Raw genomic sequence first — 25,234 nt, 5'->3', positions numbered from 1 at the left:
GTCGACATCTCGTCGAGATTGGCACTGCTCGCCCATGCCATGCGGCGGCTACCGTCCGAGCTCGGCGGGTAACAATCCGTGTAACTGGCAGTACGCGCCGCGCCTCTGCACCGATGGGGTGTGACTCTCACGGGGGATGCATGTCACATTCTGCAATCCGAGATGCATCGGTACCGTTTCCGCGAGACCCTGCTGATGTCATCCCGGACGGACGGAGCGACGGCGCCTGGGAGCTTGCGTCGTGTGCAGGAGCGGACAGCGGGGAGCGGGCGATGGCGCTCACCACAGGAACGGATGGCGACGTCGCAGGCGCCTTCGGCGCGTCACCGGCGTCGGCGTGGTCTCGAAAGCTGCGTGGCGAGGGGACGCTTGCACGGCGGAGGTGGCGAAGCCGGTATGTGAGGTCCATCGTGCTCGGCGACGCGTTGTGCGCCCTCCTCGCTGGCGTCGCTGGCCTCCTCGTCCGTTTCGGAGACGAGCCGCTGTCCCGTGGCTCACTCGAGGCCATCCCCGTCGTCGCAGGGCTCCCGTTTGTCTGGGTCGTCGCGATGTACACCGCGAGGACCTACGAGCACCGGTTCCTGTGGGTGGGGGCTGAGGAGTTCCGGCGGGTGCTGTCGGCGGGGGTCGGCGTCCTCGCCGCCTTCGCCACCACCAGTTGGGCGCTCAAATGGGACATCGCCCGTGGGTTCGTCGTGGTGGCGCTACCTCTGGCTGGCCTCCTCACGCTCGTGCAGCGGTATGCGCGGCGCCAGGTGCTGCACCGTCAGCGCGGGCGAGGGCGCTACTTCGAGACCACGTTGGTGGTCGGACACCGCAGCGGCGTCGCCGCACTGCGCCGGCAGATCGACGCGACGCGCTACCAGGGGCTCGACGTCATCGGCTGCTGTGTCCCGGCCCGACCCGAGCAGTCAGCCACCACGGACGACGGGCTCCCCATCCTGGGGTCCCTCGACGAGGTCCTCGACGTCGTCCGCGCCCACGAGGTCGACGTAGTCGCCGTCCTCCCCAGCCCGGAGCTCGAAGGGCCGGCGCTGCGACGCCTGGGCTGGGACCTCGAGCAGACGCATGCCGACCTCCTCCTCGCGCCCGCCGTCACCGAGGTCGCCGGCCCGCGCGTCGCCATCCGGCCCCTGGCCGGCCTCCCGTTGCTGCACGTCGAGCGGCCGGAGCTGAGCGGAGCCCGGCGCGCTGCCAAGACGACCTTCGACGTCGCCGCCGCTGCGTTCGGAGTTGCGCTCCTGGCGCCCGTCCTGCTCGCGATCGCGCTCGCCGTCAGGCTGACCAGCCGCGGTCCGGTGCTCTACAAGCAGTACCGGGTGGGGCGCGACGGGAGCGAGTTCCCGATGTACAAGTTCCGCTCGATGGTGGTCGACGCCGACCAGCGCCTGGCCGCGCTCCTTGCGGCCAACGAGGGCAATGGCGTGCTGTTCAAGATGCGCAACGACCCGCGGGTCACCGGCGTGGGACGCGTGCTGCGGCGCTACTCGCTCGACGAGTTGCCGCAGCTGTTCAACGTGCTGCTCGGGCAGATGTCGCTCGTGGGGCCGCGGCCGCCACTGCCGCACGAGACGGAGCGGTACGGCTTCGACATGCAGCGCCGCTTCCTGGTCAAGCCGGGCATGACCGGCCTGTGGCAGATCAGCGGCCGGTCCGACCTCAGCTGGGACGACTCGGTGCGCATGGACGTCCGTTACGTGGAGAACTGGTCGTTCTGGCTCGACCTGTTCATCCTGTGGAAGACGATCGGTGCCGTGCGTGGCGGTTCCGGGGCGTACTGAGGTGCAGCCGATATCCTCGGCTCTCACGCATACCCGGTACGGCCACGGACGGCGCGGTGCCCAGCTCCACCCCGATTGTGAGGCCGGTCCATGGAACTGAAGGACGTCGTCCAGGCGCTCCGCAACGGGTGGTGGCTGCTCGCCGTCGGCCTGCTCACCGGACTTGCCGTGGCCGGCGTGGTCACCTGGCAGACCACGCCGGTGTACACGTCCGCCACCCAGCTGTTCGTCTCCACGACCGGCACGGACGACACGTCCACCGCGTACCAGGGGAACCTGTTCTCCCAGCAGCGGGTCACCTCCTACGTACAGCTCCTCACCGGTGAGGAGCTGGCCGGGCGGGTCGCCGACCAGCTGGACCTCTCCGAGACGCCCGGCGACCTGGCGGCGGACGTCACGGCCAGCGCCATCCCCGACACCGTGCTGCTCGACGTCAGCGTGTCCCGCACCTCCGCCACGGAGGCGCGGGACATCGCCGCCGCGCTGGGCCAGCAGTTCACGGCCTACGTGACGGAGCTGGAGACCCCGGAGGGGGCGACGGCGTCGACGGTGAAGGTGACCGTCACGGAGACCCCGAAGGTCGCCGACAGTCCGACCACACCGCAGCCGGTGCGCAACCTCGGGCTGGGCGCCCTGGCCGGACTCCTCCTGGGCGCCGGCGCGGCCGTCCTGCGCGAGCGCATGGACACCACCGTGAAGACCCCGGAGGCTGTGTCCCAGATCGCCGGTGTCGGAGTGGTGGGCGCCCTCGTCGAGGACCCGGCACTGCACGAGCAGCACGTGGTCAACGACGAGGACGGCTACTCCGAGACGGCCGAGGCCTACCGGCAGATCCGCACCAACCTCCAGTTCCTCGACGTGGACCACCCGGCCCGGACGCTGGTCATCACCAGCTCGCTGCCCGGCGAGGGCAAGACCACCGTGGCCGTCAACCTGGCGGTGGTGCTCGCCCAGTCGGGTGCCCGGGTGATGCTCATCGAGGCAGACCTCCGTCGTCCCCGGGTGACCCGCTACCTCGGCATGATCAGCGGTGCCGGCCTGTCCAACGTCCTCGCGGGCACCGCGCGGCTCGACGAGCTGACCCAGCCCTACGGCGACGGCAACCTCACCGTGCTCGCCGCCGGCCCCATGCCGCCCAACCCCAGCGAGATGCTGGGCTCCCGGCAGATGCGTGCTCTGCTGGCCGAGGCCCGGGAGAGCTGCGACTACGTCATCATCGACGCGCCGCCGCTCCTCCCCGTGACCGACGGCGCCGTGCTGTCCGTGGCGGCGGACGGCGCCATCATCATCGCCCGCCACGGCGTGACCACCCGGGCGCAGCTCGAGCAGGCAGCGGGCAACCTGCATCGCATCGACGCGAAGCTCCTCGGCGTGGTGCTCAACCGGATCCCGCCGCGCGCCGCCGAGGGCTACGGGTACGGGTACAGCTACGCCTACGACGCGTCCCCGGACCCGCAGGCCGACCAGTCCGATGCCCTGCCCACCAACAAGCACGGCCGCCGGGTGCTCACCGAGCACACCAGCCCCCTCCCGCCCGTGCGGGACGAGGAGAAGCCGCGCGTCTCCGGGCGCTGACGACCCGCCGACGAGCCGCACGAGGCCCCGGACCCGATCGGGTCCGGGGCCTCGTGCATCCAGCGGTGGTGGTCGAGCTGTCGGGCACCTCAGCCGCGGCGGCGCCCGCCCGTGAGCGACCGACGGTGTTCACCTGCCGACGCTGACGGGCGGTGGGTCCACCAGGGCGGTGACCGACGGTTCAGCGACCGCCTACCGCCCCGGCGCGGCTCTCCGGCGGTGGCGCGGGGCTGACCGACACCGGGGGACGTGCGTCCGCAAGGCGCACGTGGCCGTCGATCGGCTCACCGGCTCCGCGGACACGAGTCCCCGCGGACATGGGAGTGCCGCAGGAGCCCGCTCAGTCGCACGTAGGGGAGGGGTCAGCACCGGCGTGGGGACCGGCGCCGGCTGCGAAGCGGCACGCTCGGTGGACCTGCGATCAGGCGACCCGCGACGCGGCGACGACGTTGCACCCACCGCTCCGCCGGCCATGGCGAGCGCGACCCGACGGGGGACCGGCAACCAGCCCCCGGAGTCGACACCCCGTGCGAGGCCTCAAGGGTCCTCGAGAGCCTCAGTTCGACGTCGTGGAGGCGCTCAGGGCCTGCGTGAGGACCGGCGTCAGCGAGGACGCGATGAACGCGTGGCCGGCGTCGGTGGGGGAGACGCCGTCCGGAGCGATGAGCCCGGCCGGCTCGCTGAACCAGCCGGCCTCCAGCGGGTCCACGAAGGTGGCGTCCACGGCACCGGCGGCCTCCTCGACCGCGTTCCGCACCTCCAGAAGCTCGGCCGGGACGTCGGCGTCGCTCCAGGCGGGACCGACGACGACGAGCTCGGTCTCCGGCGCCGCCTGGCGGAGGGTCTGCAGGGTGGCCGCGGCGCCCGCGGACACCGTCGCCAGGGGCTGGCCGTAGTCGTTGCGACTGCCGAAGACCACGGTCACCGTGGCGTCGGGGACGGGGGCGGAGGTGACCAGGCCCGCGAAGTCCTGACCGGTGGCGCCCACGGCGGCGTACCCGGCGCGCGCCGCGGCGGTCAACCGCAGCTCGGCTCCCGTGCCGGCGGCCACCAGTGCAGGCCAGCCGGTGGCACCCTGCCCGCCCAGGGCGGACCCTGCGGAGTAGCCGTCGCCGTAGACGGCGAGGACCGGCGGCGCGGACGGTGCGCTGGTCGCCGCCGCCGGTGACGCGCTGGTCGGGGGCGTCGCGACGTCGGAGGTCTGGGCCGCCGGCGACGGGGTGCGTCCCGCCAACGGGTCGACCGGGGCCGGCCGCAGCGCGAGGTAGGTGAACAGGGCGCCGTTGAGGACGACCAACGCCACCAGGGTCACGATGCCCCACCGCGGGGGGCGCTCCAGGCCCAGCACACCGCGACTCTAACCGCGGTCACCGTCCGGACACGGACGGCAACCGCGGTCGCGGCCGTCCTGTGACCTGGCCGCCGGTCCTCGGCTCAGTGCGAGCGCGGCGTGACCAGCTCGCGCACGGGCGGACGCTGGTACAGGGCGGGGGTGGGCACCCACGTGTCGCTCGAGCGGTCGTCGACGAACAGCACGTCCGCCAGGGGCCGGAGCTTGCGGGCGATCCGTGCCGCGACGTACTCGTGCACCGAGGACGAGCCGCCGATCGGGTCGAAGACGTCGTCGGACTCGTGCCCCCGCCGGTGGGCGCGGCCCACGTTGAGGCGGGCCGCGAGCTCTCGCGCGCGCTGGCGGAGGGGCAGGTCCGCCACCCCGCGGAGGTCGGCCGTGCGCAGGAGGTCCGCCGCCTCGGGCAGCGTGAACGTGTGGCGCATCGCCCGGGGCGACTCGGCCAGGACGAGCCGGCGGTGACGCCGGGTCATCGTCAGGACGAGATCCGCCTCCTCGGCCATCCGGGGCAGGAGCGTCCGGGCGGTGAAGCCCGTCGCGTCGCCACCCAGGGAGACCAGGGCCGCCGCGCTCCGCTTGTCCATGGACTTGCCATCGACGCCGTCCGTGCCGGCGCTGCGGATGTGCACATTTGCAGCACCCGCGCCCAGGGACTGTTCCGCCCAACTGATCGCGAGCCGCTCGGCGAGCGGGGATCGGCAGATGTTGCCGGTGCACACGAAGAGCAGTCGCATGGCGTGACCGTAGGGCTGCAGAACGCAGCGATGCCGGATCCGGTCGGCGGGTCGGACACGCGTGGGACGGTTCGGCACGGATGGGACGGGGGAGTCGTCGGACCGCGCACAGGCGCCGGTCCCACGCTGCACGCCGGCCCCACGGGACACGCCACGTACCGTGCGGCGAGCACCGGCTGCGAGCCGGGCGGCATCGGCCGGCGGAAGGGGTGACGTGGCCGACGACGGGGACCGGAGCGACGGGGGCGCTCCCTTCTCGGTGCTGTTCGTCTGCACGGGGAACATCTGCCGCTCACCCCTGGGGGAACGCCTCGCGCGGGCCTACCTCTCCGAGGCGCTCGGCGCCGACGCCCGGCACGTCACCGTCGCCAGCGCGGGGACGCGGGCCGTGGTGGGCTCGGCGATGCACCCGGACAGCGCGCTGGTGCTGTCGGGTCTGGGCGGCGATCCGGCCGGCTTCCGGGCCCGGCAGCTGGAGCCGTCCCTCGCGGCCGCGGCGGACCTGGTGCTCGTGATGACCCACCGACACCGGGACGTGGTCCTGCACCACGCCCCTGCGGCCCTCAACCGCACGTTCACGGTGCTCGAGGCGGAACGGGCGCTCTCCTCGGGTGCCGTGGACGGGGACCGCGGCGGTCGGGACGCCCGGGCGCGCCTGCAGGCGCTCGTGGCCGCACTGGCGGCGCGACGGAGGCGCACCAGCCGGGGTGCCGGCGACGACGTCCCGGACCCCGTCGGGCGGCCGTTGGAGGTCCACCAGGAGGTCGGCGAACGCATCGCCGACGCCCTGCTGCCCCTGCTCGACCGGATGGCCGCCGTCGTCCGCGCTCCCGAGGTCCGCGACCGGCCGGGCGCGACGACCTGAGCCGGCCTCAGCGCGGCGTGTCGGGCAGGGACTGCTCGCTGAACTCCGCGGCGTTGGGGGCGAGGCTGTCCGACTGCAGGTAGGCCCACATGCGGTCGCCCGTCACCGTGTCGAGGTAGACCACGCTGGCCTCGCCCTCCCTGCCCGTGCCCAGCACGGGCGCGGTGAAGAAGTCGACCGTGTCCGGCGTGACCCCGCGCAGGGAGTAGGCCAGCGAGAGCAGGTCGCCGTTGCCCAGGGAGTCGTCGACCGCCACCGACTCGGTCACCGTGAGGAGCGCCGCGTCGAGTCGTCCGAGGTCGCTGAAGGTGTTCCGGCTGAACAACTGGCCGAACATCGCCTTCAGGTACTGCTGCTGGCGGCGGACGCGGTCGAAGTCGCCGCCCGGCAGGCCGTAGCGCTGCCCGAGGTACCAGCGGGCCTGGTCGCCGTCCAGGTGGTTGACGCCCGCGGGGAAGGTGTACGGACCGTTGCTCGTCGTCTCGGCCACCACGACGTCCACCCCGCCGAGGTCGTCGGTCACCTCGATGAGGCCCTCGAAGTCGATGGCGGCGTAGTGGTCGACGCGGACGCCGGTGAGCTGCTCGACCGTCTGGATGAGCAGGGTCGGCCCACCGAAGGCGTAGGCAGCATTGATCTTGTTCTTCCCGTGCCCGGGGATGTCCACCCAGCTGTCCCGCGGGATGGAGACGACCTGCGCGTGCCGGCGGTCACCCGTGAACCGTGCGAGCATGATCGCGTCCGCCCGCCCGCCGGCGGCGACGCCCTCCTCCGCCGTCGCGCGGGTGTCCGACCCCATGAGCAGGAAGGTGACCGGCGCCTCCGCGGTGCCCGCCGGTGAGGCGGGCGCGGGGCGGGCGCCCTCGTCGAGCCCGGCGAAGACGTCGCCGACGCGGTCGATGTTCCCGCCGTAGCGGTTGCTGAGGTACCAGAGCCCGCCGCCCGCCACGAGGGCGACGAGCAGGCCCAGGACCACGAGGGTCATCAGCAGCCGGCGCACGCCGCGTCGCCGGCGAGGACGCGTGCCGTCCTGCGCGGAGTGCCGGCTGCGCTCGCGCGAGGGGCGCCCGGAGTCCCCCATCGCCATGGTGGCCTCGTCGTCGCCGCTCGCGTGCCGTCCCGCGATCCGGGCGGTGTGGTCGTCCATGGTGTCCCCTGATCCCGTGTCCTACGCAGCCTACGACCTTGGATGACGGGTCCCCGGGGTCCGGCTGCCACGCCGTGGACCTGCCCGAGCTGGGACGGATGGGGCGAGGGAGGTGCCGGACATCGGGCCGACGGCCGGTCGGGCAGTGCCCGGCCATCCGCTCGATGGGTGGACACGGGTCAAGGTCACGCCGCAGCGGCCGTTATCACGGTCATGTGGGCTTGGGTGGTTGCCGGACTCGCGCTGTGGATCCTGCTGGCCGTCGTCCTCGGCGTGGTCGTGGGAAAGGGGATCCGGTTGGCCGACCGACCCTCGGATCTCTCCGGCCGGCGGCGGGTGTCGGTGGGCGTGGGGAGCGCCGCGGCCCAGGCGGGCGCCCGGGCGGTCCTGTCCCCGCTCGGCATCGGCCTCGCGCTCGTCGTGATCGTCCTGCACGCGGCGGCGTTCGTCTCGGACCTCGGCGGGGCGGCAGGCCCGTCGGCCGACGTCCTCTCGACCGACGCCGCCCGCCCGCTGCCCCGCCTCTTCGCCGCCGGGCTGCTCGCCGCGGCAGCGCTGGCCGCGGTCGCCGGCGCCGCCCGCAACCGCCTCCGCCGCGCGTGGTGGCTCACCGTCGGGCTGGTGGCGGCCGGGGCGGTCGCGGTCCAGCTGGGCGGCCCCGCGGTCGTGGCCGACGCCACCTCGCCGTCCCGCGTCCTGGTGATCGGCACCCTGGTCGCCGTCGGGACGCTCGCGCTGCTCGCGCTCGTCAGCCGTGGGGAGCGGCGGGACCGGCGCAGGGTCCTGGCCGCCGTCGCCCTGTACGCGCTCGCCCACGGGGGCTGGTCGGTCGCCGCCGCCGTCGGCAGCGGCGTCTGGGCGACGTCGGCGGCCTCGGTCGCCGCCTCGGTGAGCGGACTCGCCGCGGTCGCCGTCCTGCTGACCGTCCTCGTCGGGGTCGCCCCCGGGCTCGTGCTGCCCGCAGCCAGGCTCCGCCGCGACGACGACGCGCTCTCGCTCGAGACGCCGGTCCGGGATCTCCCGGCCGTGCAGGACTGAGCTCCCGCGGGTCCCCGGCCGCCCAGGCCCGCCGCGTCACCAGGAGCGTCGACCGTGCCCGGCTGCGAGGCGCGGCCTAACCTCTCGGGGACCGGGCGCTGGACCCGGCCGGGCAGTGCTGGAGGGAACGGCGTGCGGATCTCCGTCATCGGTTGTGGCTACCTGGGGGCCGTGCACGCGGCCGCGATGGCCGAGATCGGGCACGAGGTCGTCGGTGTCGACGTCGACGAGCCGAAGATCGCGGCGCTACGCGGCGCGCGGGCGCCGTTCTACGAGCCGGGCTTCGAGGAGCTCCTGCAGCAGACCCTGGCCACCGGCCGCCTGCGCTTCACCACCGACGTCGCCGAGGCCGCCGGGGCGCAGGTCCACTTCGTGTGTGTCGGCACCCCGCAGAAGCGGGGCGAGTACGCCGCAGACATGCGCTACGTCGAGGCTGCCGTCGAGTCCCTGCTCGAGGTCCTGCAGCCGGGCGAGCTCGTCGTCGGCAAGTCCACCGTCCCGGTGGGCACGGCGGCCCGCCTGGCGGAGCTGGTGGGGGAGAAGGTGCCGGGAGCCCTCCTCGCGTGGAACCCCGAGTTCCTCCGCGAGGGCTTCGCCGTCCAGGACACCCTCCACCCCGACCGGCTGGTGTACGGCCTCCCGGCCGACGGCGACGCCGAGGTGGCCGAGCGCCTGCTCGACGAGGTGTACGCGCCGATCGTGGCGCGGGGGACGCCGAAGGTGACCAGCGACTACGCCACCGCGGAGATGGTCAAGACGGCGGCCAACAGCTTCCTGGCCACCAAGATCTCGTTCATCAACGCCATGGCGGAGCTGTGCGAGGCCACCGGCGCCGACGTCAAGCTCCTCGCCGACGCCATCGGCTACGACGAGCGGATCGGCCGCAAGTTCCTCAACGCCGGCCTCGGCTTCGGCGGAGGCTGCCTGCCCAAGGACATCCGTGCGTTCATGGCGCGTGCCGGCGAGCTCGGGGCCGACCAGGCGCTGACGTTCCTGCGCGAGGTGGACAACATCAACATGCGGCGCCGCATCCGGATGGTCGAGCTGGCCCGCGAGGTGTGCGACGGCTCGCTGCTCGGCAAGAGGGTGGCGGTGCTCGGCGCTGCCTTCAAGCCCGACAGCGACGACATCCGCGACTCGCCCGCCCTCAACGTGGCCGCCCAGCTGCAGCTCCAGGGTGCCGTCGTCCGGGTCACCGACCCTGCCGCCGTCGAGAACAGCCGGCGCCTGTGGCCGCAGCTCGACTACGCGGACACCCCCGAGGAGGCGGCCGCCGGAGCCGATGCCGTCCTGGTGCTCACCGAGTGGAGGCAGTACCGCGAGCTCGACCCGGTCGCCTTCGGCAGGGTCGTGGCCCGCAGGCGGGTCCTCGACGGCCGCAACGCGCTCGACCGGGACGCCTGGAGTGCCGCCGGCTGGGCCTACCGGGCACTGGGCCGCCGGGCCGGCTGACCGCAGCGGCGGGTGGGGTGCCTCAGTACGCCCCCGATCCTCGGAGGACCGCCCCCACCGTCTTCCACAGGATCATCAGGTCGAAGGCCAGGGACCAGTTCTCCACGTAGCGGACGTCGACGCGCACGGAGTCGTCCCAGGAGAGGTCCGAGCGGCCGCTGATCTGCCACAACCCCGTCAGGCCCGGCTTCACGAGGAAGCGCCGGTGCATGTCGGCTCCGTACCGCTCCACCTCCCTCGCCAGTGGTGGGCGGGGACCCACGAGGGACATCTCACCGCGCAGGACGTTCAGCAACTGGGGCAGCTCGTCGAGGGAGTAGCGACGCAGGACCCTGCCGACCCGGGTGACGCGCGGGTCGCGCCGCATCTTGAACAGCACGCCGTTGCCCTCGTCCCCGGCTGCGAGGAGTCCCACCAGCGCCGGCGCGTCCTGCACCATGCTGCGGAACTTCAGCATCGTGAACGTCTCGCCCGACCGGCCCACCCGCTCCTGGCGGAACAGCACCGGCCCCCGGCTGTCCACCCGCACCGCCACGGCGATCGCGACCAGGACCGGGAGCAGGACCAGGACTCCCAGGCCCGCTGCCGTCCGGTCCACGGCGTCCTTCGTCCACCTCCGCACGCCGGTGAGCTCCGGGCGCTCCAGGTGCAGCAGCGGGAGTCCGGCGACCGGCCGGATGTGCACCCGGGGCCCCGTCACGTCGGTGATCGACGGCGCCACCAGCAGCTCGGCGTCGGTGTCCTCGAGCTGCCAACCTAGGCGCCGGAGGGCGTCGCCGTGGATCTCCGGCCCGGGGAGCACCGCGACCGTGTCGACCTCGAAGGCGGTCACCACCTCGACGACGTCCGCGAAGCCGCCGAGCACGGGGAGACCGTGGAACGCGTCAGCCGCTCGGGATCGCTCGGTGGCCGGCAGGCAGCACCCGACGACGCGGTAGCCGTGCTCCGGAGACCGCTGCAACTGCTCGTCGAGCGCCGCCACGCTCTCCCGGGACCCCACGAGCAGCACGGTCTGCAGGTGCCTCCCGTGCCGGCGGCTCCGGAGGAGCCGGTGCCGGTGCGCCGCACGCCCGGTCAGTGTCAGCAGGGTGGCCAGCGGCAGGGTCAGGACGACCAGACCGCGGGCCACCTCGAGCCGCAGCCCCCAGGACAACGTCGCGACGACGGCCAGGACGGCCACCGACGCCCCGAGGACCCGGCGGTACTCCTCGACGCCGATCCAGAGGAAGCGCTCCTCGTAGGTGCGGGCGACCAGCATGACCGGCACCCAGCAGACCGGCAGGACCAGGACCGCCCACAGCGACGGGCGCGGACCGTCGGCCGCGAAGACCTCGAACCAGAGGTGGTAGCCGACGATGCCGGCCACCACGGCACAGGCGGCGTCGAGCGCCGCCGCACGCCGCACGTAGCGGTTGCGCCATCCACGCCGGGCAGCGGTGCCCTCACCGCGCAGATCGGAGGCGAACAACTGCCAGCCGCCACCGGGGCGGCTCGTGGACGGCCGACGTCTGGAGCCGGGCGCGCCCATGGCGGACATGCCTCGCCCCCGTTCCCCCGTGGGCGGACGTCAGAGACGACGTCCGCGCGTCCCGGACATTGCGCCACGGAGGCCTGGGACCACGCCACCCGGTGATCGGTGTGATCTGTGCCGGGTGATTGCGCCGAGAGCCTGCACGCTAGGGCGGACCCCGGGACGGGCGTCGGCCGTCGTGCGCCCCCGGTCGTGCACCCGGGGGGCATCCGGGACGGGAGTCCCGGCGTCAGACCACCGTCGTGGAGGAGGTCAACGACACGGGGGAGGCGGCGATCGAGGGCGTCACCGGCGTCCTGGGGTCGTCGGCTGCCGTGCCGGCGTGCTGCAGGAGACGTCCGAGGGGCAGGCCCACGAGGAGCGCCAGGCCGAGCCAGCCTGCGGAGAGGGAGAGAGCGAGGGACACATGTCGTGTTCTAACGATCATGACCCTCGCACTGAGTGGTGACACGCTGACGATCTGCTACTCGTCTGTCCGTCCATCGCTCGTGCACCACATGTCCCAGAGGTCGCGCGCCCACTCGGCTCGCGCCGGAGGGAGGTCACAGTCCCTGGCGCGGTCGGGGGTCAGGACGCCTGCGGCGCGCGCAGCGCCATGTCCGCGTCGCGCAGGACGTCGTCCCGCCGGTCGAGCACGTCGGCGCGCCGGAGGGCCGATCCCAGCACGAGGGCGAGCGGGAGGCTCAGCACGAGCCACGCCATGCACAGCACTGCGACGACCACGGTCACTCCTCGTTGAACGACCCGTCCCCCGGGCCAGGCGGCCCCTTCCCAGGCATAGCCAGCCGTCGAGGGCGTAAACCTGCCGCTCGCCCGAGCGTCACACGGCCGTCCCGGCCGGGACCACCTGGGGTCACGTCCCTGCGTCACGGGTGTCCCCCTGGTCGGCCGCTCCCGGGACGCGTCCGTGTCCCTCGCCCTGTGCGCCGGGACGTGTCGGCAGCGTGAGGACGCCCCGCCGTCCTCCCGCAGGGGGTGGAGCCGCCTTGTCCCGACCGCCTGGTTCGCGCCAGCATCAGCCGCCGTCCCAGACGGACCGTTCCTGCCCAGAGATCTCCCGCCGTCGCGGTGTGCCCGAGGTGACCGATGAACACCAGCCTGGTCCTCGGGCTGCTGTGGTTGGTCGTGGCCTTCCCCCTCGCCATCCTGATCGGTCGCGCGCTCCGGTCCGCCGGCCCCCGAGACGATCGCCGCCCGCACGACTCGTGGGCGGGGCAGAGGCGGAGCCGGCAGTCGGACCGACCGGTGGAGGCGGACGGCGACCTCCCGGTGCACGTGGACCCGGACACGGAGACGTGGTGGTACCGGGTCGGGGACCGCGCCACTGGCCCTGACCGGCAGCGCGACGACGACTGACCTCCGCCACCCGTCGACTCAGCGGCGGACCGTCCGTCCCAGCGCGCGAACCAGGATCCGCAGGTCGAGCAGTGGCGACCAGTCGCGCGCGTAGCGCTCCGCCACCGTGGCCTCGTCCGCCAGCGGGCCGTCCGTCAGGTGACGCAGGTCCACCATCCCGGGCCGGAGCAGCAGCCGGATGTCCGGAGGGCGACGGTCTGCCTCGGCGGGGGTGAGCGCCCGCGGCCCCACCAGGGCCATGTCACCCCGCAGCACGTTCACCAGCTGGAGGAGCTCGTCGAGACAGGTCCGGCGCACGAGGGCGCGCACCGGACTCGAGTGGTGCCCGAGCGGCAGGACCGTACGAAGCCGGAGCAGGTGGAAGCGTCGCCCCCAGAGCCCCACCCGCGCCTCCCGGTCGAGCAACGGGCCGTCGTCGGCGCACCACAGGACCAGGGCGGCGAGAGCCAGCCACGGCGCGGCGCAGACCAACAGCAGCAGCGCGAGGACCCGGTCCAGGACGGACTTGAGGAGCGGGGACGGGCCGGGTGAGTCCAGCGCGGGGGGCCGGCCGCGGGGGTCTAGAGGCACGACGTCCTCCGGCGGTCGCGGAGGCGCAGGAGCAGGCAGGACGGGCGAGCGTCGTCGCCCGGGGCGTTGCGCATGGTGGTCCTCGGGGAGCGCGGCGGACGGCCGCGGGAACGGATCGGGACGGGAGTCGGGTCAGCGCGCGGGGACGTGCGCCGGCCGCGGGCCGTCAGTCCGGTCGCGTCGCCGGGTCGCCCGCCCGGCCGGTGACCACGCAGATCGCACCGACGAGCGCGCGGTGGCAGGAGGTCGGATCGCCGGCGGACCAGCCGTCCGCCGGGGACGAGGACGCCACGTCCCCGGCGCGCGCACGCTCGTCGGATCCCGCGGCCGTGGGGCCGCAGCCGGCCGATCCCAGCTGGGCCGGAGCCGGCGGGGGAGGAGCGGGCTGGGGCACCGGAGCGGGAGGCGCCGTCAGCGGTGCGGGCGCACCGGACGTCGGTGCCACGACGGGAGCCGACGCAGCCGGGGACGGGACCTGGGGCGCATCGGGCGACGCGGCGGGGGTGGCGACGCGCGCCCGGGACCCGCCGGAGCCCGAGGATGCGAGCGACTCGACGGTGTCCGCGTCGGCCGTTGCCGTGGGGACCGTCCCGCAGGTGCCGACGACGTGCCGTCTGTCAGTCGGGCCCGGCTGCTCCGGCAGGGTGGCGTCGGGGAGGGTGCCCTTCGATCCAGTGGTGGCCCCGGTGCCGGTTGCAACGGCCGCGGCGCTCTCGGCGGCGCCGGTCGTCGACGGACTGCTCACCGTCGTAGCGGTGCCGGCGGCGGGTGTCGCCGTGGTGGTGGCGGCCGACGCGGCCACTGGGTCTGGCGCGGGCGGGGCCGTGGTCGTGCCTGCCGACGTGGTGCCGGTGGTGGTCGCCGGTGCCGCCGTGCCGGGCGTCGCGGGGCCGGGCGTGGGGGTGCCGGGCGTGGGGGTGCCGGGCGCGGGCGGGGCCACGGCCGCGCCTGCCGACGTGGTGCCGGTGGTGGTCGCCGGTGCCGCCGTGCCGGGCGTCGACGTGCCGGGCGTCGACGTGCCGGGCGTCGAGGTGCCGGTGGTGGGCTCTGGTGCCGACGTGACAGGCGTCGCGGTGCCGGGTGTGGTGGTACCCGGGGAGGCGGTGCCCAGGGGGGCGGTGTCCAGGGGTGCGGAGTCCGGGGTGGTCGGCTGGGGCGTGGTGGGGGCCGGGTCCGGGGTCGCGTCGGGCGTCGACGTGCCGGGGGGACCGGTGTCCACATCAGGAGCGGTGTCCGGTGCGGCTGCAACGGGGGTGCTGTCCGGCGGCGGTGACGGTTCGTCCGCCTCGGGAGCGACCTGTGGAGCGGAGGGCGCTGGAGTGGGAGCCGGCTCCGACGCGAGGGACCGCGCGGGAGCCGGATCCGCGGACGCCCGGGTGGGCTGCGGGTCGGCCGCGCGCTCCGGTGTGCCGGGGGACCCGTCCGAGCCGACGCCCCGGCCTGGGGCTGCCGGGTCGGCCACGACGCCGTCCGCCGTCGCCGTCGCCTCCTCTGCCCGGGCGCTGGGTGCCAGGGTGCTGACGAGGGCCCATGCCGCTGTAGCGATCGCGGCGACGAGGAGGACGCGGATCGCCCAGGGCAGGCGTCCGTGCCCGGTCGGGAGCCCGCGAGGGGTCCCTCCGGCCGGCTGGGCGCCGACCGGCTCCCCGCTCCTCACCCCGCGCACGCTCGACCCTGCCGAGGTGCCCGTCAACCCCGGCCGGCGCCCCGCAACGCGACGCACCGGTTGCGATGACAGCGAGTGATCACTCGCACGGGGAGGGTCCCGTGCGTGCGGAGTCGTCCACAGATCCCACCTGGTTACGCTCGGCGCCCCGTCCCGGCCGGCTGACCCCGGCCGGCCGCTGGAGAGGAGGCGGGCCGGGACGCCCGGCCCACGCAGCATGCTCGCGTTGCTCGCTGACCACAGGGACCAGGCACGGACCCGGCTGCGGCCGGAGGTCTGGGACTACTACGAGGCCGGCTCCGGTGAGGAGGTCACCCTCGCCGAGGCCGAGGCCAGTTGGCGGGAGTTCCGGCTGCGGCCGCGCGTCCTGCGCGACGTGTCGCGCGTCGACCTCACGACCACACTGCTCGGCGCCGAGCTCGCCTCGCCGTTCGTCGTCGCGCCGATGGCCTTCCACGCCCTCGCCCACGAGGACGCCGAGTGCGCCACCATCCGCGGCACCGGCGACGCGGGCAGCCTCACCGTCATCTCCACCCGGGCGTCCCGGACGATCGAGGAGATCGGCGCCGCCGCCACCGGGCCCTGGTGGTTCCAGGCCTACCTGATGCGCGACCGCGGCCTCACCGAGGCGCTGGTCCAGCGCGCCGCGGCCGCCGGGGCGCGCGCCGTCGTCCTCACCGTCGACACCCCGTACGTGGGGAGGAAGGACAAGGTCAGCGGCACCCGGATCGCCGTCCCCGACGACCAGTACCTGGTCAACCTCGCCCAGCACCTGGTCCCCGGCGCCGTCGGCCGCGAGTCGGCCGAGCAGGACCCCTCGATGACGCCGGACAGCATCGCCCGGCTCGCCGACGTCGGCGGCCTGCCCGTCCTGGTCAAGGGCGTGCTCCGCGGCGACGAGGCGCGCCGCTGCGTCGACGCCGGCGCAGCAGGCGTGATCGTCTCCAACCACGGCGGCCGCCAGCTCGACCGCGCCGTCCCCAGCGCGCACGCCCTGCCCGAGGTGCTCGAGGCCGTCGGCGGGCAGGTGCCGGTCCTGGTCGACGGCGGCATCCGCAGCGGCACCGACGCGCTCGTGGCCCTCGCCGCCGGCGCCGACGCCGTGCTCGTGGGCCGCCCCGTCCTCTGGGCGCTGGCGGCCGGCGGGGCGCCCGCCGTCACCGCGTCGCTGCAGGCGCTGACCGCGCACCTGCAGCACGTGCTGGCCGTGGCCGGCGCCACCTGCCCGGCCGACCTCGACCCGAGCATGGTGATCCGGGCGCGGGCCTAGGCGCTCAACGCAGGCGGTCGCGCACCATGTCGCCCACCAGGTCGCGGACGCCCTCCCAGAAGCCCAGGCCCCAGCCGACCTGCATGGCGACCAGCGCGGCCGGCACGGCGCGGCGGTCGGCGTCGCCAGGCGCGGTGCGCGCGATCGCCACCGACGCCGCGCCGACCGCCAGCGCGTACGGCGCGACGGCGGCCGCGGCCAGGCCCGGACGGCGCACGGCCACCCCGGCGGCCAGCGCCAGCCAGACCACCAGGGCGGGCGGGGCGAGGTGCCGCGGGCTGACGCCCTCAGGGTGCCGCAGCGCGACCGCCGGCTTGCCGCGGCCGTAGCGCCGGTACTGCCGCCACAGGTCGCCGATCGTCTCGCGGACGTTCCAGGCGATCTCCAGCCGCGGGTCGAACAGCAGCTCGCCGTGCGCGCGGGCCCGCTGGTCGAACTCGAAGTCCTCGTTGTTGGCGATCCGCTCGTCCCAGCCCTCGAGCTCGCGCACCAGCGCGAGCGGGTAGGCGCCGAAGGGCACGTGGTCGACCACGGTCTCCTGGGTGCCCCAGTGGTAGACGGAGCCGCCGACGGCGAGCTTGGAGTTGAGCACCGCGGCGATCGCCCGGCCGACGGGGGAGCGGCCGACGGCGGCCTTGCGCCCGCCCACGCCGGCCCAGCCGCCCTCGGAGAGCCGGGCGACGGCGTGCGCCACGTAGCCCTGCGGGATCGTCGAGTGCGCGTCGACGCGCACCATCCACGTGCCGCGGGCCGCGGCGACGGCGACGTTCAGGCTCGCCGGGATCGACGCCACCGGGTTGGACACCACGACGACGCGCGGGTCGGCGGCGGCGCGGGCGTGCAGCAGCTCGGTGGTGCCGTCGGTCGAGCCGTTGTCGACGACGACGACCTCGAGGTCCACACCCTCCTGGGAGAGCACCGAGTCCAGGCAGGCGCCGATCGTGGCGACCTCGTCGCGGGCCGGGACGACGACGGTGACTGCCGGCGAGCCCGCGCGGGCCTCCGGGGCCGCGGTGGCCGTGCCGCTCGACGGGGCACCCTGCCGTTGCGGTCGTGCTCCGGTGCTCATGACGTCCTCTCGCTCGACCGACCCCGATCGGGATCACGGTCCGTGATCGGAGAGGGTAGAGGCCGCTCCCACCCCGGCGGTGTACACGTGCACGGACGCCACCCGAACGATCGGACCGGGACGGCCGGCGAGCCGTCAACGGACCGGACGGCGCTCGGTCTCGGCCACAGATGTCGAGGTCACCACGGTGATCGTGTGGAAGTCGACACGGCGCGTGACGAATCACCGGCCAGGGCTGCCGGCTTACCGCGGTCGGGTGAGAGGCCCATCCCAGTCGACCGCAGTCTCGCTCCGTGATCGCTACCGTCACCCTCCGGTGGCGCGGTCACCACACGTGACGGAGAGGGGTGTCGCAGTCGCGGCACCGGGGGGAGGGTGCGCCGACGTGACGACGTCTCCGCGTGAGCTGGCCACGGGATCGACCGACGTTCCGCGTGGTGCGGAGCAGACCGCCGGCGCCGCCCGACCGGTCGGCACCTCGACCGCCGACGCGCCCGACTCCGGCCCGCTGGGTCACCTCGCCCGGTTCGGTGTCCGGCCGCTGCTCCTCGGCCTCGACCTCGTCGCGGTGCTCGTCGGCCTCGTCGGTACCGAGTGGTTCGGCCGCGAGGTCGGCGACGACTCGCCACTGCGCAAGACGATCGCCTTCGCCGTCTTCTTCCTCCTCGCCCTCGCGCAGGCGGGCCTCTACCGCTCGCGGTTGGCACTCTCGGCGCTCGACGACCTGCCGGTCCTCGCCGGGCGGTGGACCCTCGCCGCCGGCCTGGCCGTGCTGGCGCAGGTCGTGTGGTCCCGGGCCCTGTGGCAGGACTACATCATCAACTGGCGCTTCCTCTGGGGCGCCGTGACGATCGGCGTCCTGGTCATCGTGCTGCGGGCCGTCGGATACGCGCTGGTGCGGCGGCTGCGCTCCCGGCGCCTCGTCGTCCACCGGACGCTCATCGTGGGCGCAGGCCGGGTCGGCCACCAGGTCGCTGACATCCTCCAGCAGCACCCCGAGTACGGGCTGCACCCCGTCGGCTTCCTCGACGCCGACCCGCGGTACCTGGCCGGGGAGGCGGGGTTGCCGGTCCTCGGGACTCCCGCGGACCTGACCGAGGAACTCCGTGACGGTCTGGTGCACAACGTGGTCGTCGCCTTCTCCTCGATGAAGGAGTCGGAGATGGTGCGGCTCATCCGCACGTGCGACCGCTACCGCTGCGAGCTCTTCGTCGTCCCCCGGCTCTTCGAGCTGCACCACGTCGACGACGACATGGACACCGCCTGGGGGCTGCCGCTGGTGCGCCTGCGCCGGTCGACGTACCGCAGCCCCGCCTGGCGCGTGAAGCGGTTGTTCGACCTCGCGGTCGCCGGGGGAGCGGTCACCGTGCTGGCGCCCCTGCTCGCGCTCATCGCGCTGGCCGTCCGACTCGACAGCGGCCCCGGCGTCCTCTTCCGCCAGGAGCGGGTCGGTGTCGACGGCCGCACCTTCCAGGTGCTGAAGTTCCGGTCGATGCGGGCGACCGCCACCGAGTCGGCGACGACCTGGAACATCGCCAAGGACCCCCGGGTCACGCGGGTCGGCCGCTTCCTGCGCAAGACGTCGCTGGACGAGCTGCCGCAGCTGTTCAACATCGTCCGCGGGGACATGAGCATCGTCGGTCCTCGTCCGGAGCGGCCGCACTTCGTCGACGAGTTCCGCAGCGCCTACCCAAGCTACGAGGCGCGGCACCGCGTCCCGTCCGGGCTGACCGGCTGGGCCCAGGTGCACGGCCTGCGCGGGGACACCTCCATCGCCGACCGTGCCCGCTTCGACAACTACTACATCGAGAACTGGTCGCTCTGGCTCGACCTGAAGATCATCCTGCGCACGTTCAGCTCCGTGCTCCGCGGCGCCGGCGGCTGACAGAGGACCCATCCGCACGCCCCACCGCGCCGCCCCCCCCGGGACGGTGCGGCGGACGCGCGGACGTCCCCCATGCGGTGCGCCGGGAGGTCACCCGAGAGGGGCGACGCGGGCGGATCCGGTTCCACCCCCGCTCCGTTCCGCCTAGCCTGCGACGGAGTCCAGCAGCAACGAGGAGTCCTCCGCATGACCGAGAAGGTCGCCGTCCCGACGTCCGAGATCCCCGTCGTCATCCTCTGTGGTGGCATGGGGACCCGCCTCCGCGAGGCGTCCGAGCAGCTGCCGAAGGGGCTGGTCGACATCGGCGGCCGCCCGGTGCTGTGGCACATCATGAAGACCTACAGCGCCCACGGCTACCGTCGGTTCGTCCTCTGCCTCGGCTACAAGGGCGACATGATCAAGCAGTACTTCGTGGACCACCGGGCGCGGATGAACGACTTCACGCTCAAGATGCGCGGTGACCACGACCTCGAGTTCCACACCAACGTGGCCGAGGAGGACTGGGAGATCACCTTCGCGGAGACCGGCCTGACCACAGCGACCGGCGCCCGCATCGCCCGGGTGGCGCAGTACCTCGACGCCCCGCGCTTCGCCCTCACCTACGGCGACGGCGTCGGCGCGGTCGACCTCACCGCCGAGCTCGAGGCCCACATGGCCGGCGACAAGCTGGGCACGCTGGTCGGTGTCCACCCCAGCGGCCGCTACGGCGAGATGGTCATCGACGGCGACGACGTCACGGCCTTCAACGAGAAGCAGCCGCAGACCGGCTACGTCAACGGCGGCTTCTTCCTCTTCGAGCGGCCCTTCGTCGACGAGTACCTCGATGCCGACGCCACCGAGGAGATGCTCGAGCACTCCCCGTTGCAGCGCCTGGCGCGCGACGGCCGTCTGGGCGTCCACCGCCACGAGGGCTTCTGGATGGGCATGGACACCTTCCGCGACTGGAAGGAGCTCAACAGCCTCTGGGACGACGGCAAGGCGGAGTGGAAGGTCTGGCAGGACTGACGTCCGCCTCGGGCCGGCCGGATCAGCATCCGGCCGGCCCCTCGGCCGCGCCCGGTGCAGCGCGCGACCACCCATCGACCGGCCGCCGACGGCGGGCCGGGCCAAGGAACAGCAACAGGAGATCGGGGAACGACGTGCGGGTACTGGTCACCGGGACCGAGGGCTACCTCGGCTGCCTGACCGCGCAGGAGCTCATGCGGGCCGGGCACGACGTCATCGGCGTCGACACCGGCTACTACAAGAACGGCTGGCTCTACCCGGGCCTCGAGCACGTCCCCGAGACGCTGGCGCTCGACATCCGCAAGCTCGGCCCCGAGCACCTCGAGGGCGTCGAGGCGATCGTGCACATGGCCGAGCTGTCCAACGACCCGATCGGCGACCTGATCGGCGACGTCACCTACGACATCAACCACCACGGGTCGGTGCACCTGGCCCAGGTAGCGAAGGCCGCCGGCGTCCCGCGGTTCGTCTACATGAGCTCCTGCAGCGTGTACGGCGTCGCCGAGGGCACCGTCGACGAGAGCAGCCCGGTCTCCCCGCAGACCTCCTACGCCCGCTGCAAGGCGCTGGTGGAGAAGGACGTCTCGGCCCTGGCCACCGACGACTTCTCGCCCACGTTCCTGCGCAACGCCACCGCCTTCGGCGCCAGCCCGCGGATGCGCTTCGACATCGTGCTCAACAACCTGTCGGGCCTGGCCTGGACGACCGGCAAGATCGCCATGACCAGCGACGGCTCGCCGTGGCGGCCGCTGGTGCACGCGCTCGACATCGCCAAGGCCATCCGCATGACGCTGGAGAGCCCCCGCGAGCGGGTGCACGGCGAGATCTTCAACGTGGGCAGCGAGGGCAACAACTACCGCGTCCGCGACATCGCCGAGATCGTCGCCGCGGAGTTCCCCGGCTGCGAGCTGACCTTCGGCGACCCGAGCGCCGACAACCGCAGCTACCGCGTCGCCTTCGACCGGATCCGCCAGGTGCTGCCCGGCTACGACACCGACTGGGACGCCAAGGCCGGCGCCGCCCAGCTGCACACCATCTTCAAGTCGATCGACATGGACGACGCGACCTTCACCGGCCGCGGCCACACCCGGCTCAAGCAGATCGAGTACCTCATGCGGACCGAGCAGGTCGACCCGCAGCTGTTCTGGAAGGCCGCCCTGTGAAGTACACGCCCCTCGGGGTGGACGGCGTCCACCTCGTCGAGATGACGCCGTTCACCGACGAGCGCGGCGCCTTCGCCCGCTCGTTCGACACGGCGGAGTTCGAGGCGCACGGCATGCGCTCCGAGGTCGCCCAGTGCAACGTCTCGTGGAACCACCGCGCGGGCACGCTGCGCGGGATGCACCTGTCGCTGCCCGGCCATCCGGAGTCGAAGTTCATCCGGTGCACCCGCGGCGCCATCGTCGACGTCGCCGTCGACGTGCGGCCGGACTCGCCCACCTACATGCAGCACGTGCAGGTGGAGCTCACCGCCGAGAACCGGCTGGGCCTCTACCTGCCGCCGCACCTCGCGCACGGCTACCAGACGCTGACCGACGACACCGAGGTGCTCTACATGGTCAGCGTCCCGTACGCGCCGGGCGCCGAGGTCGGCTACCGCTACGACGACCCCGCGTTCGGCATCACCTGGCCGCGCGAGGTCGCCGTGGTCAGCGACAAGGACGCCGCCTGGCCGGCCTTCGACGCCGACGCCAACGCCGAGCGCTTCCGCGCCGGGGTGCCCGCGTGAACCCCGTCGTCGGCGGGGCCGTCGACACGCTGCTGCTGCAGCGGCAGGCCGAGGGCCGCCCGGTCCGCATGGGCCTGGTCGGCGCCGGGTTCATGGCCAAGGGCCTGGTCAACCAGGTCCTCAACAGCACCCCGGGCGTGCAGCTGACCGTCGTCTGCAACCGCACGCCGGCCAAGGCGCACGCCATCGTCACCGAGGCCGGCGCCACGCCGGCCGCGGCCGAGTCGGTCGCCGACGTCGCCCGCATCGCCGCCGCCGGCGACGTCGCGGTCACCGACGACATCGCGCTGGTCACCGGCAGCGACGCCGTCGACGTCGTCGTGGACGCCACCGGCGCGGTCGACTTCGGCGCGGAACTGGCGCTGGCCGCCATCGCCGGCGGCAAGCACCTGGTGCTGCTCAACGCCGAGGTCGACGCCACGCTCGGCCCGCTGCTGGTGACGAAGGCCGACGCGGCCGGCGTCGTCTACTCCGGGGCCGACGGCGACCAGCCCGGCGTCCAGGCCAACCTGATCCGGTTCGTCCGGCAGATCGGCCTGCGCCCGCTCGTGGCCGGCAACATCAAGGGCCTGCAGGACCCCTACCGCAACCCCACCACCCAGGAGGGGTTCGCCAAGCGCTGGGGCCAGGACCCGTGGATGGTCACGAGCTTCGCCGACGGCACCAAGGTCAGCGTCGAGCAGGCGCTGGTGGCCAACGCCTTCGGCCTGACCGTGCCCAAGCGGGGCCTCTACGCCATGGACCACACCGGGCACGTCGACGAGCTCGCGCAGCGCTACGACGTCGAGGAGCTGCAGGCCCTCGGCGGCGTCGTCGACTACGTGGTGGGCGCCAAGCCCGGCCCGGGCGTGTACGTCATGGGCACCCACGACGACCCCAAGCAGCGGCACTACCTCGAGCTCTACAAGCTCGGCACCGGGCCGCTGTACAGCTTCTACACGCCCTACCACCTCTGCCACTTCGAGGTGCCGACCACGGTGGCGCGGGTGGCGCTGCTCGGCGACGCGACGATCCGGCCCGCGGGTGCACCGCAGGTCGACGTCGTGACGGTCGCCAAGACCGACCTCGCGGCCGGCACGGTGCTCGACCGGCCGGGCGGCTACCACTACTACGGGGAGGCCGAGCGGGCCGACGTCACGCACGCCGACCGGCTGCTGCCCGTGGGCCTGGCCGAGGGCTGCCGGCTGCTGCGCGACGTCGCCAAGGACGAGGTCATCGGCTACGCCGACGTCGAGCTGCCCCAGGGCCGGCTGGTCGACCGGCTGCGCGCCGAGCAGGACGAGATGTTCTTCGGCAGCGCCGCGGCGTCTTCGGGGGAGCGCGTCGGCGCCCACCGCTGACGTCTCGACTCCTCAGGCCGGCCGGGCCTCGCCCTCGGGGCGGGGCCCGGCCGTCGTCTGTCCTGCGGCGGCGAGCCCGGCGGCCTCCTCCCGGCGCAGGACCCCGATGAACTCGTCCGCGCGGTCGAGGTTGCGCTGCAACCGGTCGCGCCGCTCCGTCGCATCGGCTATGAACCCGCGCAGGCGCTCGACCAGCTGGGCTCGTTCGGCCCCCGTGTGCTCCTCCGGGGTCCGCAACCCCTCGACCGCCACCAAGAGCTGGCGCATCTGCTCGACGGTGAAGCCCAGGGGCTTCATCCGCCGGATCACCATCAGCTTCTCGTAGTCCGCCTCGCTGTACAGGCGGAAGTTGCCGGCCGTCCTCGCCGACGGGCTGAGCAGGCCGGTCTCGTCGTAGTGCCGGATCGTCGGGAGGGACAGACCCGTCCGCTCGGCCAACTCGCCGATCCGCATCAAGCGTTGCGACATCTCTGCTCCTCCCCACCGGACACCGACGGCGGTCGTCCCCGCCTGATCCCGCGGAAGGCTACAGGTCGGTCGGCTCGTCCCCGACGCACTCCGTCCGCGCCCCGTCGCCCATGGGCGATCCCACCTCGCTCGAGACCTCTACTCTCACCGATTGACTCGACTCTCACCTTAGAGGAGGGTTGCGGGACGACCAGGTCCTGACGGATGCGGTCACGACGGGGAGACCGAGTTGGCGGAGGACGAGATGGCGGGACGAGCGACGACCAACCGGGCCAGGCCCGCATGACCGCGACGGTCCGGAGGCAGGGGAGAGGCCTGGCTCCGCGCACCTCCGGGCCGACGCTCGGGACGACCTTCTCCCCGCGGTCCAACGCGCTCGCGCTCATGCGGCTCGTCCTGGCCGGGACGGTCGCCGTCGCGCACGGCCTCGACATCGGCGCCGGCTGGCAGCCGGTCGTGGGGCGCGCCCCGCTGGCCGACCTCGCCGTGGACGGCTTCTTCGTCCTCAGCGGCTTCCTGGTGGTGCGCAGCGCCCTGCGCCTGCCCTCGACCGGGCGCTTCGCCTGGCACCGCTTCCTGCGCCTCATGCCGGGCTTCTGGGCCTGCCTGTTGGTCACCGCGATCATCGTGGCCCCGCTCGCGGCCGTGCTCGCAGGGCGCGACCCCCTGGCGGTCCTCGCCGACGGTGAGTCACCGGCCTGGCGGTACGTGGTGGTGAACGCGGCCCTGCCGATCCTGCAGTTCGACATCGCGGGCATCACCGCACCGACCGGCGAGGACGTCCTCGACGGCTCCCTGTGGACCCTGCAGTACGAAGCCGCCTGCTACGTCCTCGTGGGGGTCCTGGGCGCCGCGGCGGTGCTGCGGCGCCGGCCGGTGTGGGTGCCGGCCGGCTGCGCCGTCGTCTGGGTCGCCCTGCTGGCCGAGCACGCGGGGCTCATCCCGGTCGACGTGCCCGTGCTGGACAACCTGCAGCTGTTCCGCTTCCTGCTGCTCTTCCTGCTCGGAGGGGCGGCGTGGCTGTACGCCGACCGGGTCCCGGTCGGCTGGCCGTGGCTCGTCGGCAGCACGGTGGTGCTGGCCGCCGCCCTCTGGCTCCCCGACCACCGCGTCGTCGGCGCCGTCGCCTTCGCCCACCTGTGCCTCGCGGCGGTGGCGCGGTTCCCGCTGCGATGGGAGCCGCGCTGGGACCTGTCCTACGGCCTGTACCTGTACCACTGGCCGGTGCAGTTCCTCCTGCTGCTCGCCGGTGCGGCCGCACTCGACCCCGCGTCGTTCGTGCTGACGAGCCTCGTGCTGGCGCTCGGGGCGGCCACGGTGTCGTGGCTGCTCGTCGAGCGGCCTGCGCTGCGGCTCAAGGACCTGCCCCGCCCCGCGAGCGACCGCTCACCGGCGTGACCCG

Annotated in this window: 21 protein-coding genes; 13 read left to right on the top strand and 8 right to left on the bottom strand. The window is 73.7% G+C overall.

Translation table 11 applies throughout. The features are described 5' to 3' along the window. Positions 1 to 398: 398 nt before the first annotated feature. Entirely contained in the window at positions 399 to 1,781 is a 1,383-nt protein-coding gene (locus ACI78R_RS18105) for a sugar transferase (protein ID WP_457041744.1), read from the top strand. Positions 1,782 to 1,871: 90 nt separating this feature from the next. Beyond that, positions 1,872 to 3,356: a polysaccharide biosynthesis tyrosine autokinase gene (locus ACI78R_RS18100; protein ID WP_457041743.1), complete on the top strand. Its 1,485-nt coding sequence runs from the start codon at positions 1,872 to 1,874 to the stop codon at positions 3,354 to 3,356. A gap of 556 nt (positions 3,357 to 3,912) precedes the next feature. Here the strand turns inward: ACI78R_RS18100 and ACI78R_RS18095 are convergent. Next, positions 3,913 to 4,659: an SGNH/GDSL hydrolase family protein gene (locus ACI78R_RS18095; RefSeq protein WP_457041742.1), complete on the bottom strand. Its 747-nt coding sequence runs from the start codon at positions 4,657 to 4,659 to the stop codon at positions 3,913 to 3,915. A gap of 131 nt (positions 4,660 to 4,790) precedes the next feature. Next, positions 4,791 to 5,441, bottom strand: coding sequence for an arsenate reductase/protein-tyrosine-phosphatase family protein (locus ACI78R_RS18090; RefSeq protein ID WP_457041741.1), 651 nt, complete (start codon positions 5,439 to 5,441; stop codon positions 4,791 to 4,793). 214 nt (positions 5,442 to 5,655) lie between these two features. Here ACI78R_RS18090 and ACI78R_RS18085 point away from each other — a divergent pair, with 214 nt between their 5' ends. Continuing rightward, entirely contained in the window at positions 5,656 to 6,306 is a 651-nt protein-coding gene (locus ACI78R_RS18085) for an arsenate reductase/protein-tyrosine-phosphatase family protein (RefSeq protein WP_457041740.1), read from the top strand. Positions 6,307 to 6,313: 7 nt separating this feature from the next. On the opposite strand, the gene ACI78R_RS18080 is transcribed toward ACI78R_RS18085, so the two are convergent. Further along, a complete protein-coding gene (locus ACI78R_RS18080) occupies positions 6,314 to 7,453 on the bottom strand; it encodes an LCP family protein (RefSeq protein ID WP_457041739.1) in 1,140 nt (379 codons plus the stop codon). 225 nt (positions 7,454 to 7,678) lie between these two features. Between ACI78R_RS18080 and ACI78R_RS18075 the strand changes: the two genes are divergently transcribed. Both ACI78R_RS18075 and ACI78R_RS18070 read left to right on the top strand, forming a co-directional pair. After that, positions 7,679 to 8,491: a hypothetical protein gene (locus ACI78R_RS18075; protein WP_457041738.1), complete on the top strand. Its 813-nt coding sequence runs from the start codon at positions 7,679 to 7,681 to the stop codon at positions 8,489 to 8,491. 132 nt (positions 8,492 to 8,623) lie between these two features. After that, positions 8,624 to 9,943 carry a UDP-glucose dehydrogenase family protein gene (locus ACI78R_RS18070; RefSeq protein ID WP_457041737.1) on the top strand — a complete coding sequence of 440 codons (1,320 nt, stop codon included), beginning with the start codon at positions 8,624 to 8,626 and terminating at the stop codon, positions 9,941 to 9,943. 22 nt (positions 9,944 to 9,965) lie between these two features. Here ACI78R_RS18070 and ACI78R_RS18065 read toward each other — a convergent pair whose 3' ends face one another. From ACI78R_RS18065 to ACI78R_RS18055, 3 genes are all read right to left on the bottom strand, one after another. Further along, positions 9,966 to 11,480, bottom strand: a complete 1,515-nt coding sequence (locus tag ACI78R_RS18065; RefSeq protein WP_457041736.1) for a sugar transferase — start codon at positions 11,478 to 11,480, stop codon at positions 9,966 to 9,968. Positions 11,481 to 12,041: 561 nt separating this feature from the next. Further along, positions 12,042 to 12,197, bottom strand: a complete 156-nt coding sequence (locus ACI78R_RS18060; protein ID WP_457041735.1) for a hypothetical protein — start codon at positions 12,195 to 12,197, stop codon at positions 12,042 to 12,044. A gap of 651 nt (positions 12,198 to 12,848) precedes the next feature. Further along, positions 12,849 to 13,400, bottom strand: coding sequence for a sugar transferase (locus tag ACI78R_RS18055; RefSeq protein ID WP_457041734.1), 552 nt, complete (start codon positions 13,398 to 13,400; stop codon positions 12,849 to 12,851). 659 nt (positions 13,401 to 14,059) lie between these two features. Between ACI78R_RS18055 and ACI78R_RS18050 the strand changes: the two genes are divergently transcribed. After that, positions 14,060 to 15,145, top strand: a complete 1,086-nt coding sequence (locus ACI78R_RS18050; RefSeq protein ID WP_457041733.1) for a hypothetical protein — start codon at positions 14,060 to 14,062, stop codon at positions 15,143 to 15,145. A gap of 147 nt (positions 15,146 to 15,292) precedes the next feature. Next, positions 15,293 to 16,336 carry an alpha-hydroxy acid oxidase gene (locus ACI78R_RS18045; RefSeq protein WP_457041732.1) on the top strand — a complete coding sequence of 348 codons (1,044 nt, stop codon included), beginning with the start codon at positions 15,293 to 15,295 and terminating at the stop codon, positions 16,334 to 16,336. Positions 16,337 to 16,340: 4 nt separating this feature from the next. On the opposite strand, the gene ACI78R_RS18040 is transcribed toward ACI78R_RS18045, so the two are convergent. Beyond that, positions 16,341 to 17,405: a glycosyltransferase family 2 protein gene (locus tag ACI78R_RS18040; protein WP_457041731.1), complete on the bottom strand. Its 1,065-nt coding sequence runs from the start codon at positions 17,403 to 17,405 to the stop codon at positions 16,341 to 16,343. 385 nt (positions 17,406 to 17,790) lie between these two features. On the opposite strand from ACI78R_RS18040, the gene ACI78R_RS18035 reads away from it, so the two are divergent. The 5 genes from ACI78R_RS18035 (at position 17,791) to ACI78R_RS18015 (ending at position 23,364) form a co-directional block, all read left to right on the top strand. Beyond that, a complete protein-coding gene (locus ACI78R_RS18035; protein ID WP_457041730.1) occupies positions 17,791 to 19,290 on the top strand; it encodes an exopolysaccharide biosynthesis polyprenyl glycosylphosphotransferase in 1,500 nt (499 codons plus the stop codon). A 186-nt stretch (positions 19,291 to 19,476) separates the two neighbouring features. Next, a complete protein-coding gene (locus tag ACI78R_RS18030) occupies positions 19,477 to 20,295 on the top strand; it encodes a sugar phosphate nucleotidyltransferase (RefSeq protein WP_457041729.1) in 819 nt (272 codons plus the stop codon). Between the two features lie 134 nt (positions 20,296 to 20,429). Next, complete coding sequence (locus tag ACI78R_RS18025; RefSeq protein ID WP_457041728.1) at positions 20,430 to 21,458, top strand: NAD-dependent epimerase/dehydratase family protein; 1,029 nt, start codon at positions 20,430 to 20,432, stop codon at positions 21,456 to 21,458. Next, the gene (locus ACI78R_RS18020) at positions 21,455 to 22,024 is read left to right on the top strand and encodes a dTDP-4-dehydrorhamnose 3,5-epimerase family protein (protein WP_336030463.1); all 570 of its coding nucleotides are present in this window, start codon (positions 21,455 to 21,457) and stop codon (positions 22,022 to 22,024) included. Before ACI78R_RS18025 ends, ACI78R_RS18020 begins: the two co-directional genes overlap by 4 nt. After that, a complete protein-coding gene (locus ACI78R_RS18015; RefSeq protein ID WP_457041727.1) occupies positions 22,021 to 23,364 on the top strand; it encodes an NAD(P)H-dependent oxidoreductase in 1,344 nt (447 codons plus the stop codon). The genes ACI78R_RS18020 and ACI78R_RS18015 overlap by 4 nt, the downstream gene beginning before the upstream one ends. Positions 23,365 to 23,376: 12 nt before the next feature. Here ACI78R_RS18015 and ACI78R_RS18010 read toward each other — a convergent pair whose 3' ends face one another. Next, positions 23,377 to 23,832 carry a MerR family transcriptional regulator gene (locus tag ACI78R_RS18010; RefSeq protein ID WP_457041726.1) on the bottom strand — a complete coding sequence of 152 codons (456 nt, stop codon included), beginning with the start codon at positions 23,830 to 23,832 and terminating at the stop codon, positions 23,377 to 23,379. A gap of 282 nt (positions 23,833 to 24,114) precedes the next feature. Here ACI78R_RS18010 and ACI78R_RS18005 point away from each other — a divergent pair, with 282 nt between their 5' ends. Next, complete coding sequence (locus tag ACI78R_RS18005) at positions 24,115 to 25,230, top strand: acyltransferase family protein (protein WP_457041725.1); 1,116 nt, start codon at positions 24,115 to 24,117, stop codon at positions 25,228 to 25,230. The last annotated feature ends 4 nt before the right edge of the window (positions 25,231 to 25,234 follow it).

The sequence above is a fragment of the Geodermatophilus sp. SYSU D01106 genome (assembly GCF_054049995.1).
Note: the sequence above shows the minus strand (reverse complement) of the source record. Positions and strands in the feature narration are given on the sequence as shown.